12 protein-coding genes are annotated in these 13,521 nt (G+C 70.1%); 3 read left to right on the top strand and 9 right to left on the bottom strand.

Going from position 1 to position 13,521, the window contains the following annotated elements:
- From KIH07_RS01350 to KIH07_RS01385, 8 genes are all read right to left on the bottom strand, one after another.
- On the bottom strand, positions 1-963 hold the full coding sequence (locus KIH07_RS01350; protein WP_226490237.1) for a phosphatidate cytidylyltransferase: 963 nt from the start codon (positions 961-963) through the stop codon (positions 1-3).
- Positions 960-1,688 carry a lysophospholipid acyltransferase family protein gene (locus tag KIH07_RS01355; protein WP_226490238.1) on the bottom strand — a complete coding sequence of 243 codons (729 nt, stop codon included), beginning with the start codon at positions 1,686-1,688 and terminating at the stop codon, positions 960-962. The genes KIH07_RS01350 and KIH07_RS01355 overlap by 4 nt, the downstream gene beginning before the upstream one ends.
- A gap of 55 nt (positions 1,689-1,743) precedes the next feature.
- Positions 1,744-2,193 (bottom strand): hypothetical protein, encoded by a 450-nt coding sequence (locus KIH07_RS01360; RefSeq protein WP_226490239.1) that lies wholly within the window; start codon positions 2,191-2,193, stop codon positions 1,744-1,746.
- Positions 2,190-3,548 (bottom strand): phosphatase PAP2/dual specificity phosphatase family protein, encoded by a 1,359-nt coding sequence (locus KIH07_RS01365; protein WP_226490240.1) that lies wholly within the window; start codon positions 3,546-3,548, stop codon positions 2,190-2,192. The genes KIH07_RS01360 and KIH07_RS01365 overlap by 4 nt, the downstream gene beginning before the upstream one ends.
- 82 nt (positions 3,549-3,630) lie before the next feature.
- Positions 3,631-5,391 carry a bifunctional alpha/beta hydrolase/class I SAM-dependent methyltransferase gene (locus KIH07_RS01370; RefSeq protein ID WP_226490241.1) on the bottom strand — a complete coding sequence of 587 codons (1,761 nt, stop codon included), beginning with the start codon at positions 5,389-5,391 and terminating at the stop codon, positions 3,631-3,633.
- A complete protein-coding gene (locus KIH07_RS01375) occupies positions 5,388-6,026 on the bottom strand; it encodes a CDP-alcohol phosphatidyltransferase family protein (protein ID WP_226490242.1) in 639 nt (212 codons plus the stop codon). The genes KIH07_RS01370 and KIH07_RS01375 overlap by 4 nt, the downstream gene beginning before the upstream one ends.
- A gap of 28 nt (positions 6,027-6,054) precedes the next feature.
- A complete protein-coding gene (locus tag KIH07_RS01380; RefSeq protein WP_226490243.1) occupies positions 6,055-8,028 on the bottom strand; it encodes an MFS transporter in 1,974 nt (657 codons plus the stop codon).
- Positions 8,029-8,054: 26 nt separating this feature from the next.
- Positions 8,055-8,879, bottom strand: coding sequence for a hypothetical protein (locus KIH07_RS01385; RefSeq protein WP_226490244.1), 825 nt, complete (start codon positions 8,877-8,879; stop codon positions 8,055-8,057).
- A gap of 280 nt (positions 8,880-9,159) precedes the next feature.
- On the opposite strand from KIH07_RS01385, the gene KIH07_RS01390 reads away from it, so the two are divergent.
- The 3 genes from KIH07_RS01390 (at position 9,160) to KIH07_RS01400 (ending at position 12,070) form a co-directional block, all read left to right on the top strand.
- Complete coding sequence (locus KIH07_RS01390) at positions 9,160-9,891, top strand: helix-turn-helix domain-containing protein (RefSeq protein ID WP_226490245.1); 732 nt, start codon at positions 9,160-9,162, stop codon at positions 9,889-9,891.
- 71 nt (positions 9,892-9,962) lie between these two features.
- Positions 9,963-10,805 (top strand): ProQ/FINO family protein, encoded by an 843-nt coding sequence (locus tag KIH07_RS01395; protein WP_226490246.1) that lies wholly within the window; start codon positions 9,963-9,965, stop codon positions 10,803-10,805.
- A complete protein-coding gene (locus KIH07_RS01400) occupies positions 10,802-12,070 on the top strand; it encodes an MFS transporter (protein WP_226490247.1) in 1,269 nt (422 codons plus the stop codon). Before KIH07_RS01395 ends, KIH07_RS01400 begins: the two co-directional genes overlap by 4 nt.
- A gap of 127 nt (positions 12,071-12,197) precedes the next feature.
- Here the strand turns inward: KIH07_RS01400 and KIH07_RS01405 are convergent, their stop codons facing one another.
- Complete coding sequence (locus KIH07_RS01405; RefSeq protein WP_226490248.1) at positions 12,198-13,502, bottom strand: FIST C-terminal domain-containing protein; 1,305 nt, start codon at positions 13,500-13,502, stop codon at positions 12,198-12,200.
- Positions 13,503-13,521: the final 19 nt, after the last annotated feature.

A 13,521-nucleotide genomic window follows, 5' to 3' on the forward strand; every position in this document is an offset into this window, starting at 1 on the left:
TCAAGGCACCCACCAATACCGCACCGCATGGAAAAACACCGGGGCGGCGAAGATCACGGAGTCGGTACGGTCGAGCATGCCGCCGTGGCCTTCGATCATGCTGCCCCAGTCTTTCACGCCGCGGTCGCGTTTGATGGCGGACATGACCAGCCCGCCGAAGAAGCCCATGAGGCAGATCAGCAGCGCCATGCCGGCGGCCTGCAGCGGTGAAAAAGGTGTGATGCCGTGCAGGGCCGCGCCCAGCAGGGTGGCGCTGGCCACGCCGCCGATGAGGCCCTCCCAGGTCTTGGAGGGCGACAGCACGGGCGCCACCTTGTGTTGGCCCAGCAGCTTGCCCCAGATGTACTGCAGCACGTCGCTGCCCTGCACCACGATCACAAGAAAGGCGATGAGCAGCATGTTCTTGCCTTCAAACCCGATCACCGGCAGCGTGAGCAAGGCGGGCACATGGCTGATGCAGAACACGCTGACCATCAGGCCCCACTGCACCTTGGAGGCGCGCTCCAGGAAGCGCTGGGTGTCGCCGCCCGTGGCCGCCAGGATGGGCAGCAGCAGGAAGGCGTAGACCGGGATGAAGATGGAGTACATGCCATACCACTCGGTCCACACGAGGAAGTACTGCATGGGCAGGGCCACGTAGAAGGCTGCGGCCATGGCGGTGTGGTCGCCGCGCCGGGTGTAGGCCAGGCTCAGGAATTCGCGCAGGGCGTGGAACGAGATCAGGAAGAACAGCGCGACGACCCCGTTCTTGCCAAACAGGAAGGCGATGCCAATGGCACCCACCATGATCCACCAGGCGTTGATGCGCGAAGTCAGGTTGTCGATGACGGCGTGCGGTGCGCCGTGGGCCACGCGCCACTTGAGCATGGCGGCGATGCTGGAGGCGAGCACGAGCACGCCCGTGACGCCGACGAACAACCAGCCCGTGGGCGTGAAGAGCGCCAAGAAGGTGTCTGCGTTCATGCGCCGCTCCCGGGTGTCTGGGTGTCGTGGCTCGCGGGCGCTGGGGGCGTGGGGTCGGCCTCGCGGTCGTATTCGGGCCGCAGATCCAGCAGAGCCTGGCGCGCGCGCTGCAGGAACTGCTGTTTGTCTTCCTGGGGGATCAGGGCCAGCGGCTCGCCAAAGCGCACGCTGCAGGCCAACGGCACAGGCAACAGGGCGCCTTTGGGCAGCACGCGTTTCAGGTTTTCGATCCACACGGGCACGAAGCGCACATGGCCGAACGACCGAGCGAGGTGGTAGATGCCGCTCTTGAGCGGCAGCAGCACCGCTTCGCTGGTGTTGCGCGTGCCTTCGGGAAAGAGGATGAGCGAGTCGCCGGCGGTGAGCGCCGCGCCCATCTGCGCCAGCGGGTCGCCGCTGCTGGGGCCGCCCGCGCTGGCGTCGCGCCGGATCATGAGGGCGTTGAACACGTCGCGGCCGATGAAGCGGCGCAGCGCCGACGTGTCCCAGTAGTCTTCACCCGCCACGGGGCGGGTGAGCGTGCGCAGGTCGGGCGGCAGCGCGGCCCAGAGCAGCACGAAGTCGCCGTGGCTGGTGTGGTTGGCGAAGTACACGGTCTGGTTGGCTGTGGGGCCGGTGCGGCTCCACAGCGAGCGCAGGCCGGTGATCAGGCTCGCCCCGGTGACGATGGTTTGCCGGGCCAGCCTGGCCAGCAACCGGCGTGGCGACGAACCCTCAGGCTCCATGGGTGGAAGAGGCTGCGGGCGCGTGGAGGGAGAGGAATCTGAGTTCACAACAAACCTAAAAAAACAAGGACGCCAGCGCTGCGGCGGTTTGCAGCAGCACGAGAGCGAGATGCCGCTGGAGAAGGTTGCGGGCACCACGCATGCGGTCGCTCCAAGGACGCTCGGGCAAGGCACCTTTGCGCAACCCGAGGTGGGCCAATGAGGTGTCCAGCGCGTGCAGGCCGGGCATGTGCCCATGGCCCAATTGGTGAAACAAGCGCTCGTCCAGCGCCAGGCGAAAAGCGAAGTACCGCTCCATCAGACCACACAGCAGCACCACGCCCCACAGCCCGGCCGCCGCCCATGAAGCGGGCGGCCAGGCCACGCCCACCAACACGGCAAGCAGGCTCAAGCCCAGCGACCACGTGCCCAGGGTGCGCACGCTGGCGCGCAACAGGGCGGAGAGCGCCAGCGCGTCGGCGCGCTCCGGATCGCCCAGCGGCGACCGGCTCTGCGGCGGGCTCACAGGCCGCCTCCAGCGGCCGCGGGTGCCAGACGTTTCAAGGCATCCAGCCAACCGGGGCCCAGCACCAGCTGGGGCCGGGCCTGGCGGGTGCGGGCTTCGGCCTGGGCCAGATCGGGCACGCCCTCGTGCAGCAACTGCCAGGCCACCACCGCCGCGGCGCTGCGCGAAAAACCCAGCGCGCAACACACCCACACCGGCCCGCCCTGGCGGGCGCCGCGCTGGGCCTGCACCAGGTGCGCCGCGCGCTGCAGGCGGGCTGGGCTCGGCACCACCAGGTCCAGCAGGGGCAGGCAGCGGCTCACCGGCCGGGCGGCGGCGTGCAGCGGCAGTTCCGCGCACAGGCTCACCAGCGCCGGCTGGCCGGCGGCCAGCCACTCGGCGTGGCGCGGGCGCCGCCCCAGCCAGACGCCGGGCACCACCTCCACCCGGGGCGGCAGACCGCGCGTCCAGGCCCAGGCGTTGAGGGCTGCGCCCCATCGGTAAGGCGCCAGCAGCCAGCGCGCCGACCAGTGCATGCGGCCCGAGCGGTCCATGCGAAAACCGCGCGCGCCAAAGCCCAGGTAGTTCAGCGCGACCACGGCCAGCGACACCGCCGGCCAGGCCAGCCAGAGCGCGACACCGCCCCACCCGAGCGCCAGCGCCAGCACGCCGGCACCGCCCGCGAAGTACAGCGCGGCCAGCTTCAGGCGCTGCGGCTCACGGCTCAGCCGCCATGCCGCAGGCAACGCCACTTCGCGCTCCAGCGGCCACAGCCACACGCAGAGCAGACCGAGCAAGGCGCCGGTGGGGATGTCGATGAAATGGTGCTGGTAGGTGGTGAGCACCGAGGCGCAGATGGCGAAGGTCCAGACGTGCAGCAGCGCGCGCTGCCAGGCGCTGCGCATCAACGGCCTGTACCAGTCCCACAGGATCACGGCCAGCGCGATGTGCAGCGAAGGGGCCTGGTTGAAGGGCTGGTCAAAGCCGCGCAGGGCCGCAAACAGGAACCCGGCGGCGCCGTGGGCCTCGGGCTGCCCGAAGCTGAAATGCAGCGGCCACACCACAAAGCAGGCCACGGCGACGAACTGCGCCGTGAGCAGGCGGGCGGCGTGGCGATCGATGCGGTGCTTGCTGCGGCTCAGGAACAGCGACAGGCCGTAGAAGGCGTTGATCGACCAGTAGGGGAAGACCGTCCAGTCCCAGAACGGGATGTGCTGCTCCCAGTCGAACACCACCGTGGGTACCTGCCCGGCGGCCCAACGCTGCACCGCCCACCAGTTGGCCAGGCCATAGGTCAGGTAGAACAGCGGCGCCAGCAGGGCCAGCCAGGCGAGCGAGCGCCGCCATGGCCAGGCTGCGGGCAGGCCGTTGGTCACAGGACGGTCCGGCGCCGTCACTGGACTACCCTCCGGGCTGCGCACTGCGGGGCTGAGCGCCTTCGGAGCGGCCGGGCGGCGCTCATGCCGCCTCGCGCACCGCGAGAGACACCGTGAAGATGCCCCACTCGTCGATGCGCTGGGTGATTTTCCGGAAGCCCGCCGCGGCCACGAGCTGGTCCATCTCCGCCTGCGTGCGGCGGCGCATCACCCAGGCCTGGCCCTGGCGGTGGCTGGTGAGGGCGCGCGCGATCATCTCCAGCTGTGGGTGCCAGGGCTGACCGGTGTAGACCAGGTAGCCGCCCGGCTCCACCGCGTCGGCCACACCGGCCAGCGAACGGGCGACCATGGCGTTGTCGGGGAACAGCTCGTACAGGCCCGAGACCGTGGCCAGCGTGGGGCGCGGCGTAGCGCTGGCCACCTGGGCGCGGTCGAAGGCGTCGGCCTTCTCGAAACGGGCGGAGGACTGCAGGCCGCGCTGCGCGATCAGCGCTTGGCCGTCGCGCACGTTGATGTCGCTGTAGTCGCGCAGCAGCACCGAGGCCACCGGCACCGGGCTGCTGGCCACGGCATCGAGCACATAGCGGCCATGACCGGCGGCGATGTCCATCAGCCGCACCTCGCGCCCAGCGGCGGCCAGGCGTTGCATGGCCTCGCGCAGCAGCTCTTCGACGTGCAGCTTGCGCTGGCGGATGCCACGCCAGCCGATGGAGTCCAGGTACGCGCGGTCGATCAGGCTGCCCACCAGCGGCGCGCCCTTGGCCTGGTTGCGGTACACGTAGTCCAGCGTGCTGCCGGAGTCGAAGCCGGTTTCGTGACCCAGGCGCACGCCGTCGGACAGCAGGCCCCCGAGCTGGAGCCCGGCCCGCGTGCCGGCCCAGTACAGGCCGCGCGGTGACAGCGGCGAGAGCGGTTCGGCGAGCGCGCGCGCCTCGTCGGCCGTGGCGCCGCGCTGGTCGGCTTGCAGCAGGTTGACCGGGGCGGCCGGGGTGTCGAACTGCCTGAGCAGAAAGCCCCGAAGGGCCTGCAGGGCGCTGGCGCGGTCGCGCTCACCCAGGGTGTCGTGAAAGAAGCCCGGCAGCTCCAGTTTCTCTTTCACCGCACTGCCCAGGCGCTCGAAGAACCGGTGTTGCGGCGGGTGGTGCACCACCCAGTCGGCGCCCGAGATGAGCAGCTGCGTGGGCACCACGATGGCCTGGGCGTCGGCCACCACGCGCTCGGCCGCGGTGTACAGATCGAGCAGGATGTTGACCGCGATCGGGCGCGAGATCAGCGGGTCGGCCTCGTAGCTGGCAATGCGTTCGGGGTCGTGGGTGAGGAACTTGGCCCTCACGTAGCTGTTGACGAAGAACAGCCCGCGCAGCTTGTGCATCAGCGCCAGGCCGGCGCGCGCGAAGGGCACGTACAACTTCACCTTGAAGGCGGGCGAGGCCAGCGTCATGCCACGGATGGCGGGGGCGTAATCGTGCGCCCAGGTGGACACCAGCACCGCGCCCACGCTTTGCGCGATGACGTATTGATCGGTCACGGCCACGCCGTGCTCAGAAGCGATGTGGTCCACGAAGGTCTGCACGTCGCGCACCGAGGTGGCGAAGCTCGGGCTGTGGCCGCGCTGGCCCGGCGAGCGGCCGTGACCGCGCGCATCCCAGGCAAAGAAATCGAACTCGGGCAGATTTAGTTCGTCCACCAGGTGCGCCATGCGCGCCCCGTGCTCGTGGCCCCGGTGAAACAGGACCACCGCGCCACGCCGCTGTGCCGCCGTGGCCGGCCAGTGCCGGTAGAACAGCGAGACCCCGTCGTGGGTGGAGAAGTGGCGCTCTTGCGCCGGTCGCGTGGTGTTCATGAACTCCCTTTTGTTGTGGATGGCAAAGATGCAGCGGCGCGCTCGGCCAAAGCCGAACGAACGCGGCGCGCGGTGGTGACAGCAATGAGAAAAGCCAGCGACGGCATCAGCAGCGCCGTCCAGCCCGGCATGGGCAAGCCCAGCGCCAGCACCAGGCCCAGCGCGCCAAACACGAAGGCCCGGTCGCTCTTGCCCATGGGGCCGTCGTAGCGGCGGCTGGCCCCCACGGTGGGGCCCAGCGCGCCCGCGAACTCGGACAGCCCGGCCAGCACGATCACCAGCCCGACCCAGAAGGGGTGGCCCGGCAGCACCAGCGCAAATGGCAGGTACAGCGCTGCGTCGGACACCACGTCGGTGAGTTCGTTGAGGAACGCGCCCAACGGCGTCTGCTGCCCGTGCTCGCGCGCCAGCATGCCGTCCACCGCGTTGAACGCCATGCGCACAAACATCCACAGCGGAACGAGCGCAAAGGCCCGCGGCGATGGCGCCAGGAAGAACAAACCCAGCCCGAGCGCGACCGAGATCACACAGGCCAGCACCGTGACCTGGTTGGCCGTCACACCCCAGGCGTGCAGACGCACCACGCCCGGGCGCAGCAGGTTCTGAAACGCGGGTTTCAATTGATAGATCGACACACGGACCTCCCCTCGCAAACGCTGACCATCATGCGATCAACCCAGCCACGCGCTCCCTCAACCCCTCCGGCGTCACCGCCTCGGCCCGCACCGGCTCACCCACGTTCAGCCCCACCCGGTTGAACACCCCGCGCCGGAAGGGTTTGACCATCGCGGTGGGTTCACCGCCGGCCAGCTCCACGCGGCTGAAGAACGAGCCCCAGAGGTTGGTGAGCGCCATGGGAATGACGTTCACCGCCACGCCGTCGGCCTGGGCGCGCTCCAGGATCTTCATGACGCCGGCCTTGAAGGGTTGCAGCGTGCCGTCGCGGGTGATGCCGCCTTCGGGGAAGATGGCCAGCAGATCGCCCTCGCGCAACACGGCGGCGGCGGCTTCGAACGCGGCCTCGTAGGCGGCCGGGTCTTCCTTCTGCGGCGCGATCGGAATCGCCTTGGCCAGCTTGAACAGCCAGCCCAGCACCGGCACCTTGAAGATGCGGTGGTCCATGAGGAAACGCATGGGCCGCGGGCTGGCGGCCATGAGCAGCACGGCGTCGACAAAGCTCACGTGGTTGCAGACGATGACGGCCGCGCCCTGGGTGGGGATGTGTTCGTCGCCCGCCACCTTGAAGCGGTAGACGAAGCGCGACGCGATCCAGGCCACGAAGCGCAGCAGGTACTCGGGCACCAGCATGAAGATGTAGAACGCGACCACGGCGTTGGCCAGACCCACCAGCAAGAACAGCTGCGGGATGCTCACCCCGGCGCCGAGCAGCGCACCCGCGAGCACCGAGCTGCCGATCATGAACAGCGCGTTGAGGATGTTGTTGGCCGCGATGATGCGGGCGCGGTGCGTGGGCTGGCTGCGCATCTGGATCAGCGCGTACATGGGCACGCTGTAGATGCCGGCAAAGAGCGAGAGCAGCGCCAGATCGGCCAGCACGCGCCAGTGCGCGGCCTCGGCCACGAACTGGCCGAGCGTGAGGGCCGCGGTGGACGGCGGCAGGCTGTGGGAGGCGAAATACAGGTCGATGGAGAACACGCTCATGCCGATGGCGCCCAGCGGCACGAGGCCGATCTCGACATGGCGGCGGCTCAGGATTTCGCACAGCAGCGCGCCGATGCCGATGCCGATGGAAAACACCACCAGCAGCAGCGAGGCCACCTGCTCGTTGCCGTGCAACACGTCGCGCGCGAAGCTGGGGAACTGGCTCAGGAACACGGCGCCGAAGAACCACATCCAGCTGATGCCCAGCAGCGAGCGGAACACAACGACGTTCCCGTGTGCCAGCTTGAGGTTGCGCCAGGTTTCGGTGAAGGGGTTCCAGTTGATCCGCAGCGCCGGGTCGGTGGCGGGTGAGACGGGCACGGCCTGGGCCAGCGCGCGGCCGACGATGGCGAGCAGCAGGCAGGCTGCGGCCACGTAGGTCGGGCCCACCAGCGGCATGGCGATCAGCAGGCCGCCGGCCACGTTGCCGAGCAGGATGGCCACAAAGGTGCCCATCTCGACCATGCCGTTGCCGCCGGTGAGCTCGCGTTCGCTCAGGTGCTGCGGCAGGTAGGCGAACTTCACCGGGCCAAACAGCGTGCTGTGCAGGCCCATGAGGAACACGCAGCCCAGCAGCACCGGCACGTTCTGCTGCATGAAGCCCCAGCCGGCCAGCAGCATGATGGCGATCTCCAGGTTTTTCACGAAGCGGATCAACACCTCCTTGGGGTACTTGTCGGCGAGCTGGCCGCTGGTGGCCGAGAAGATCAGGTACGGGAAGATGAACAGCGCGCCGATCACCAGGCCCGCCATGGCCGGCGGCAGCCAGCTCACCTGCAACTGGTAGGTGACCAGCACGGTGAAGGCGAACTTGAAGATGTTGTCGTTGCCGGCGCCGAAGAACTGCACCCAGAAGAAGGGGCCGAAGCGGCGCTGGGTGAGCAGGGCGAACTGGCCGCCCTCATGGGCGCCGGGGCTGGCGTGGCCGGTGGTCGCCGTGGGAAGCGCGGTGGACGTGGTGGCTGGGCTGCTCATGCGGATCTCCTCCAGAGATGTTGTGATCAGGGTTCCGAGGGCGCCGCGCCGCGGCCCGTTGCCCGCGCATTCTGCCGCATGGCCCGCAGCACCGGCCAGGCGGCCAGACCGGCCACCAGGTGCTTGAGGCTGTGGCCCGACACCACCTCGCCGGTGGCGTGGAACACGGCTTCGTCGCCCAGCTCCAGCAGCTTGGCCAGCGCGTACAGGCCGATCAACACGCCCAGGCGCACCCCCAGGGCGCCGACCCGGGGCTGGTGCAGCGCGAGCCAGACCATGAGCGCCATGCCGCCGAACTGCACCACGGCCCAGGGCAGCACATTGCCGTGGGTGAGCGGCATCGCCGCCGACAGCAGCGCCACCACCAACGTCAGGCGCATCACACAGGCGGCGGGTTTCTGCCCCACGCGCTCGGCCACCGCCAGCGCCAGCGCGCCGGCGAAGGTGACCGCCATGCCCATGCGGTCGAGCACCAGGCCCTGGGCATCGGGCGCCCAGTGGTACCAGGCCGAGCCGAAACCCGTGGCCAACAGGCCACCGAAGAACACGGCCAGGGCCAGCCGCGTACCCGGCGCCCAGGGGCCACCGCGCAGCAGCGCCCACCCGCCCAGCAGACCCGCGACCGCCAGCGACAGGTTGGTCCAGACGTCCATGAAGTTGGGCACGCCCCAGAGGCTTCTGGCGTCCACGAACGGATGGCCGTGGGCATGCAGCGCGGCGTGGCCGTGGGCGTTGAGCGCCAGGCCGCTGTGCGCCAGCCAGGCCGGTCCGGCGATCACGGCCAGCAGCCAGAGCACGAGCAGCGCGGTGCCCACGGTCACCAGCCGCTGCCCGACGGGTGACAAGGGCATGGATCGCAGCACACACAGGGTGGCGGGGCGGGGGGTGACAGACCTGGCGGACAAGGACATAGAGGCACTCCGGTGGCGCAGGGGCCGGGTAAACCAAAGGAACAAGGGGTGAGACCGGGGCGCAGTGTCTGAGCGTCGGGCGCGCAAACGGGTCAACTTCCGATACAGTGCACCCACTTCCAACCCAAGGTATCGGTATTCGATACCCGATCCGCACGAGCGCCGCGCCGCGCCGCGCCAAGCCGGTTCGCGCCGCCATGCACAACACGAAGGCATTCCCATGAGCACCACCCAGGACTTGGTCACCGCCCTCAAGAAGGAACTCAAGACCGCGCAGATGACCTACGCCGACCTGGCGCGGGCCATGGGCATGGCGGAATCGAGCGTGAAGCGCATGCTGGCCAAGGGCGATATGTCGCTCTCGCGCGTGGACGAGATCTGCCGCGCGCTGCGGCTGGACTTCGCCGACCTCGCGCGCCGCGTGGCCGACGCCCAGCCGCTGCTGCGCGAGATGACGGCCGAGCAGGAGCGCGCCGTGGTGGCCGACAAGAAGCTGCTGCTGGTCGCGATCTGCGTGCTCAGCCAGTGGACGCTGGAGCAGATCACCGCGGCCTATCGGCTCAGCGAGGCCGAGTGCGTGGCCTGCCTGGCGCAGCTGGACCGCATCGGCATCATCGAGCTGCGCCCGCTCAACCGCTACCGCCTCAAGCTCGCCAAGACCTTTCGCTGGCGGCCGCACGGCCCGGTGATGAACTACTTTCGCGACCACGCCCTGCTCGACTATTTCGCCGGCGGCTTCGACGGCTCGGGCGAGGGCCTGCTGCTGGTGCACGGCTCGATCAGCCGCGCGCTCGCGCCGATCTTCGTGGAGCGGCTGCAGCGCGTGGCGCAGGACTTTGCCCAGCAGCACCAGACCGACCAGAAGCTGGCCGAGAAGGACCGTGGGGGCTACACGCTGGTGCTGGCGATGCGGGGGTGGGAGTTTGAAGCTTTCGGCAAGTTGAGGAGGTGACCTCAAGCGCTGGCATGATGTCGGGCTTGCCCGACAGCGGGCCCACTTCTTTTCCTGCTCCGCACGCCCCCATGAACGCACCCGCCAACGACACGCCCGACCACACCGCTGCGGCCCCCGCTGAAGCCCGCGCCCCTGAGCCCACCGGCGCCGCACCACGCGGCCAGCGGCCCAACCGTGGCCGCCGCCCGCAACGCCCGGCCGCCGAGCGCCCTGCGGGCCCGGCCCCCGCGCGCCAGCACCCGGTGCTGGACCAGTTGGCCAGCCTGTACCCGGTGCTGTTCGGCGAGGTGCTGCTGCCCCTAAAGCGCGGCATTTTTCAGGACCTGCTGGCCGCGCAACCCGACACCCTGGACAAGGACGGGCTCAAAGCAGCGCTGGCGCTGCACACGCGCTCCACGCGCTACCTGACGGTGGTGGCTTCGGGCCTGCCGCGCCACGACCTCAACGGTCAGGCGGTGGAAGAACTCACGCCAGAGCAGGTGCACCACGCGCTGATCGAGGTGTTTCGCCGCCGCGGCGCGCGCAGCCGCGAAGACCTGCGGCCCAAACTGCGCCAGCGCATTCTGAAAGCGTTTGAGGCCTCCGGGCTGGAACGCGACGAATACGCCGAGCGCGTGCACGGCCGCGACGAGGAAGTGAACCAGCTCACCCGCGACGCGCTGGCCGAAGCCGCCCGCCACGCCGCGCGCGAAGAGGCCCTGCTGCGCACCTTCGAGGCCAGCGGAAAGACGCTCGCCGAGTTCGCCGACATGTACGGTCTGCACGTGCTGGACGCCAACCGCACGCTGGAGCGCGCCCGGGCCCGCCTGAGCCGGGCCACCACACCGGCCACCGAGGCCCCCGCCGCCAACACCGACGCCGCCAGCGCCGAACCCGCGACCGAACCCGGCGACCCCTCCCCCGCCCCATGAACCCGGCCCCGCCCGCCGCCACCGCCGAATCGCCCTACGCCTGGGCCCGGCTGGTGGTGTCGCTGGCGTTGATGACGCTGGGCGGCGCGGGCATGTATGCGGTCACGGTGGTGCTGCCGCGCATCCAGGCCGACTTTGACGTGGCGCGCGGCGACGCCTCGCTGCCCTACACGTTGACCATGGTGGGCTTCGGCCTGGGCGGCATCCTCATGGGCCGCTTGTCGGACCGCTTCGGTGTGATGGTGCCGGTGCTGGGCGGCTCGGTGGGTCTGGGCCTGGGTTTCATCGCGGCGGGCGCGGCCCAGAGCCTGTGGCAGTTCAGCCTGGCGCAGGGCCTCCTGATCGGCCTGCTGGGCACCTCGGCCACGTTCGCGCCGCTGGTGGCCGACACCTCGCGCTGGTTCACCCGCCGCCGCGGCATCGCGCTGGCGATCTGCATGAGCGGCAACTACCTGGCCGGCGCCGTCTGGCCACCGGTGATCCAGCACTTCATCGACCACGGCGGCTGGCGCCAGGCCTACACCGGCATCGGCGTGTTCTGCCTGCTGGTGATGTTGCCGCTGGCGCTGGTGCTGCGGCGCCGCCCGCCCGCGCAGCCCGGCCCGGAACCCGCAACCAAGGGCGGCCACCACCCCGCCGACGCACAGGGCGAGCGCCCGCTCGGCCTCTCGCCCGGCACGCTGCAGGCCCTGCTGTGTGTGGCGGGGGTGTCGTGCTGCGTGGCGATGTCGATGCCGCAGGTGCACATCGTCGCCTACTGCACCGACCTGGGTTTTGGCGCGGCGCGCGGTGCGGAAATGCTCTCGGTGATGCTGGGCATGGGCATCGCCAGCCGGCTGATCTCGGGCTGGATCTCGGACCACATCGGCGGCCTGCGCACCCTGCTGCTGGGCTCGGTGTTGCAGGGCGTGGCGCTGCTGATGTTCCTGCCCTTCGACGGCCTGGTGCCGCTGTACCTGATCTCGGGAATGTTTGGCCTGTTCCAGGGCGGCATCGTGCCGAGCTACGCGCTGATCGTCCGCGAACACTTCTCGCCCGCCCAGGCCGGCGCGCGCGTGGGCACGGTGCTCATGGCCACGCTGCTGGGCATGGCACTGGGCGGCTGGATGTCGGGCGCGATCTTCGACCTGACCGGTTCCTACCAGGCGGCCTTCCTCAACGGCATCGCCTTCAACCTGCTCAACATCGGCATCGTGCTGTTCCTGCTCAAGCGGGCCCGTGGCACGGGTGCCGGCCAAGCACGGGCTGGGGTTGTTACGGCCTGAGCGTTTGCCGTCAGTGTCACCGCCATGCAGAAGCGGTCCAACCCAAGGGCACCGCCGGGCCGGCTTTGCCGGACGGCCAGTGCCGCCCCCCTGAGGGGGTAGCGCGAAGCACTGCGGGGGTGTCGTTCTACGCGGGCATGGTGAACACGGTCAGCACGCCGGTGTAGCCGTAGAGCCTGTGGTGCGCGATTTCGCCGCCGGCGAAAAAGCCGACCAGGGGCACGTCGCCCAGGGCCCGGCGCACGATCTGCAGCTCGGCGCTGGGGGCGCCAAAGTGCGGGCCACCCCGGCCGGCGCAGCTCACGTACACCGCGCCGGCGATGCGACGCGCCGGGTGGGGCGCGGTCTCCAGCTCGTGGGCCGCCAGCGCCGTGGCCACCGGCAGGCTGAGTTCTTCGGGTTCGAGTTCCTCGCGGATCTCCGCGCACACCCGCGTGAGGTCGGCGCGCGCGGCCTGCGCGTTGCGTTCGCACAGCGCCAGCCGCGTGCCCGGGGGCGGCGTGTCGGCGATGGCGATGCCCCGGCGCCCTGGGTCCAGACCGATGATGTGGCGCACCAGGACTTCGGGGCCGAACTGGCCACGCGCCTGGCGCTCGCGCGGGCCGGCGGCGTCGGCCAGCCGGTGCTGCGGCAGGGTGAGGCCCACCAGGGTGGTGCGCAGCCGGTCGATGGCTTCCTGCGGCCGCTCCAGCGTGATGCCCAGGGAGCGTAGCAACACGTCCAGCGCCGGCTCGCCGTCGAGCGAGAGCACGAGGTTTCCTTCGATGGCGCTGATGCCGCGCTCCCGGTCCACCGGTTGCGCGCCCTGCGTGACGCGAGACACCAGACCCACGTCGGGCCCGAAGGCCACGCCGCTCAGACCGCCGTGAAACACGCCACTGGCCGCGCCATGGCCGCGCAGATTGCCCGCGCTGCTGAAGGCGAACTGCACGCTGGCGTCGCGGCTGCCCGCCAGACCACCGAACAGATACCCGCTGGTGGTGCGCTCGGCCACCTCGGCGATCAGCTCGGCCAGCTCGGGGGTGCCGCTGTCGGCGTGCACCAGCGCGGTGTGGGCCACGAAGCCGTCGGCCCCCGGCTCGCGCCCGCTGGCCGAGAGCGGGGCCACGCCGCTGAACACGCGGTACTGGTCGGGGCTGAGGTCGCACAGCATCACGGCCAGCGCGGGTTCGTCGAAGTACTCGACGTTGTTGGCCGACACCCCCACGCCCACCGTGCCGGCCCAGTCGGTCACCTCGGGCAGCTCGGCGCTGAGGTGCTCCAGGATGGCCCGGGCCTCGCTGGCGTAGTGGTCGGTGATGTAAAGCAGCGCCAGCGCAGGCGCCTTGGCGTGGTCGGGCAGCGCCATCTGCGCGCGCAGCTGCGCCAGCACCAGGGCGGCGGCCATGCGCCATTGGGGGTGGGTGGCGTGGGCGTAGGGAAAGAGTTTCATGGGGTATGGACCACGCCGC

The sequence above is a fragment of the Hydrogenophaga taeniospiralis genome (genome assembly GCF_020510445.1).
GTDB lineage: Bacteria > Pseudomonadota > Gammaproteobacteria > Burkholderiales > Burkholderiaceae_C > Hydrogenophaga.

Bases quoted from the DNA above. Each gene is read 5' to 3' on its own strand.
- KIH07_RS01350 (WP_226490237.1), bottom strand. From the start codon at position 963: ATGAACGCAGACACCTTCTTGGCGCTCTTCACGCCCACGGGCTGGTTG.
- KIH07_RS01355 (WP_226490238.1), bottom strand. From the start codon at position 1,688: ATGGAGCCTGAGGGTTCGTCGCCACGCCGGTTGCTGGCCAGGCTGGCC.
- KIH07_RS01370 (WP_226490241.1), bottom strand. From the start codon at position 5,391: ATGAACACCACGCGACCGGCGCAAGAGCGCCACTTCTCCACCCACGAC.
- KIH07_RS01380 (WP_226490243.1), bottom strand. From the start codon at position 8,028: ATGAGCAGCCCAGCCACCACGTCCACCGCGCTTCCCACGGCGACCACC.
- KIH07_RS01385 (WP_226490244.1), bottom strand. From the start codon at position 8,879: ATGCCCTTGTCACCCGTCGGGCAGCGGCTGGTGACCGTGGGCACCGCG.
- KIH07_RS01390 (WP_226490245.1), top strand. From the start codon at position 9,160: ATGAGCACCACCCAGGACTTGGTCACCGCCCTCAAGAAGGAACTCAAG.
- KIH07_RS01395 (WP_226490246.1), top strand. From the start codon at position 9,963: ATGAACGCACCCGCCAACGACACGCCCGACCACACCGCTGCGGCCCCC.
- KIH07_RS01400 (WP_226490247.1), top strand. From the start codon at position 10,802: ATGAACCCGGCCCCGCCCGCCGCCACCGCCGAATCGCCCTACGCCTGG.
- KIH07_RS01405 (WP_226490248.1), bottom strand. From the start codon at position 13,502: ATGAAACTCTTTCCCTACGCCCACGCCACCCACCCCCAATGGCGCATG.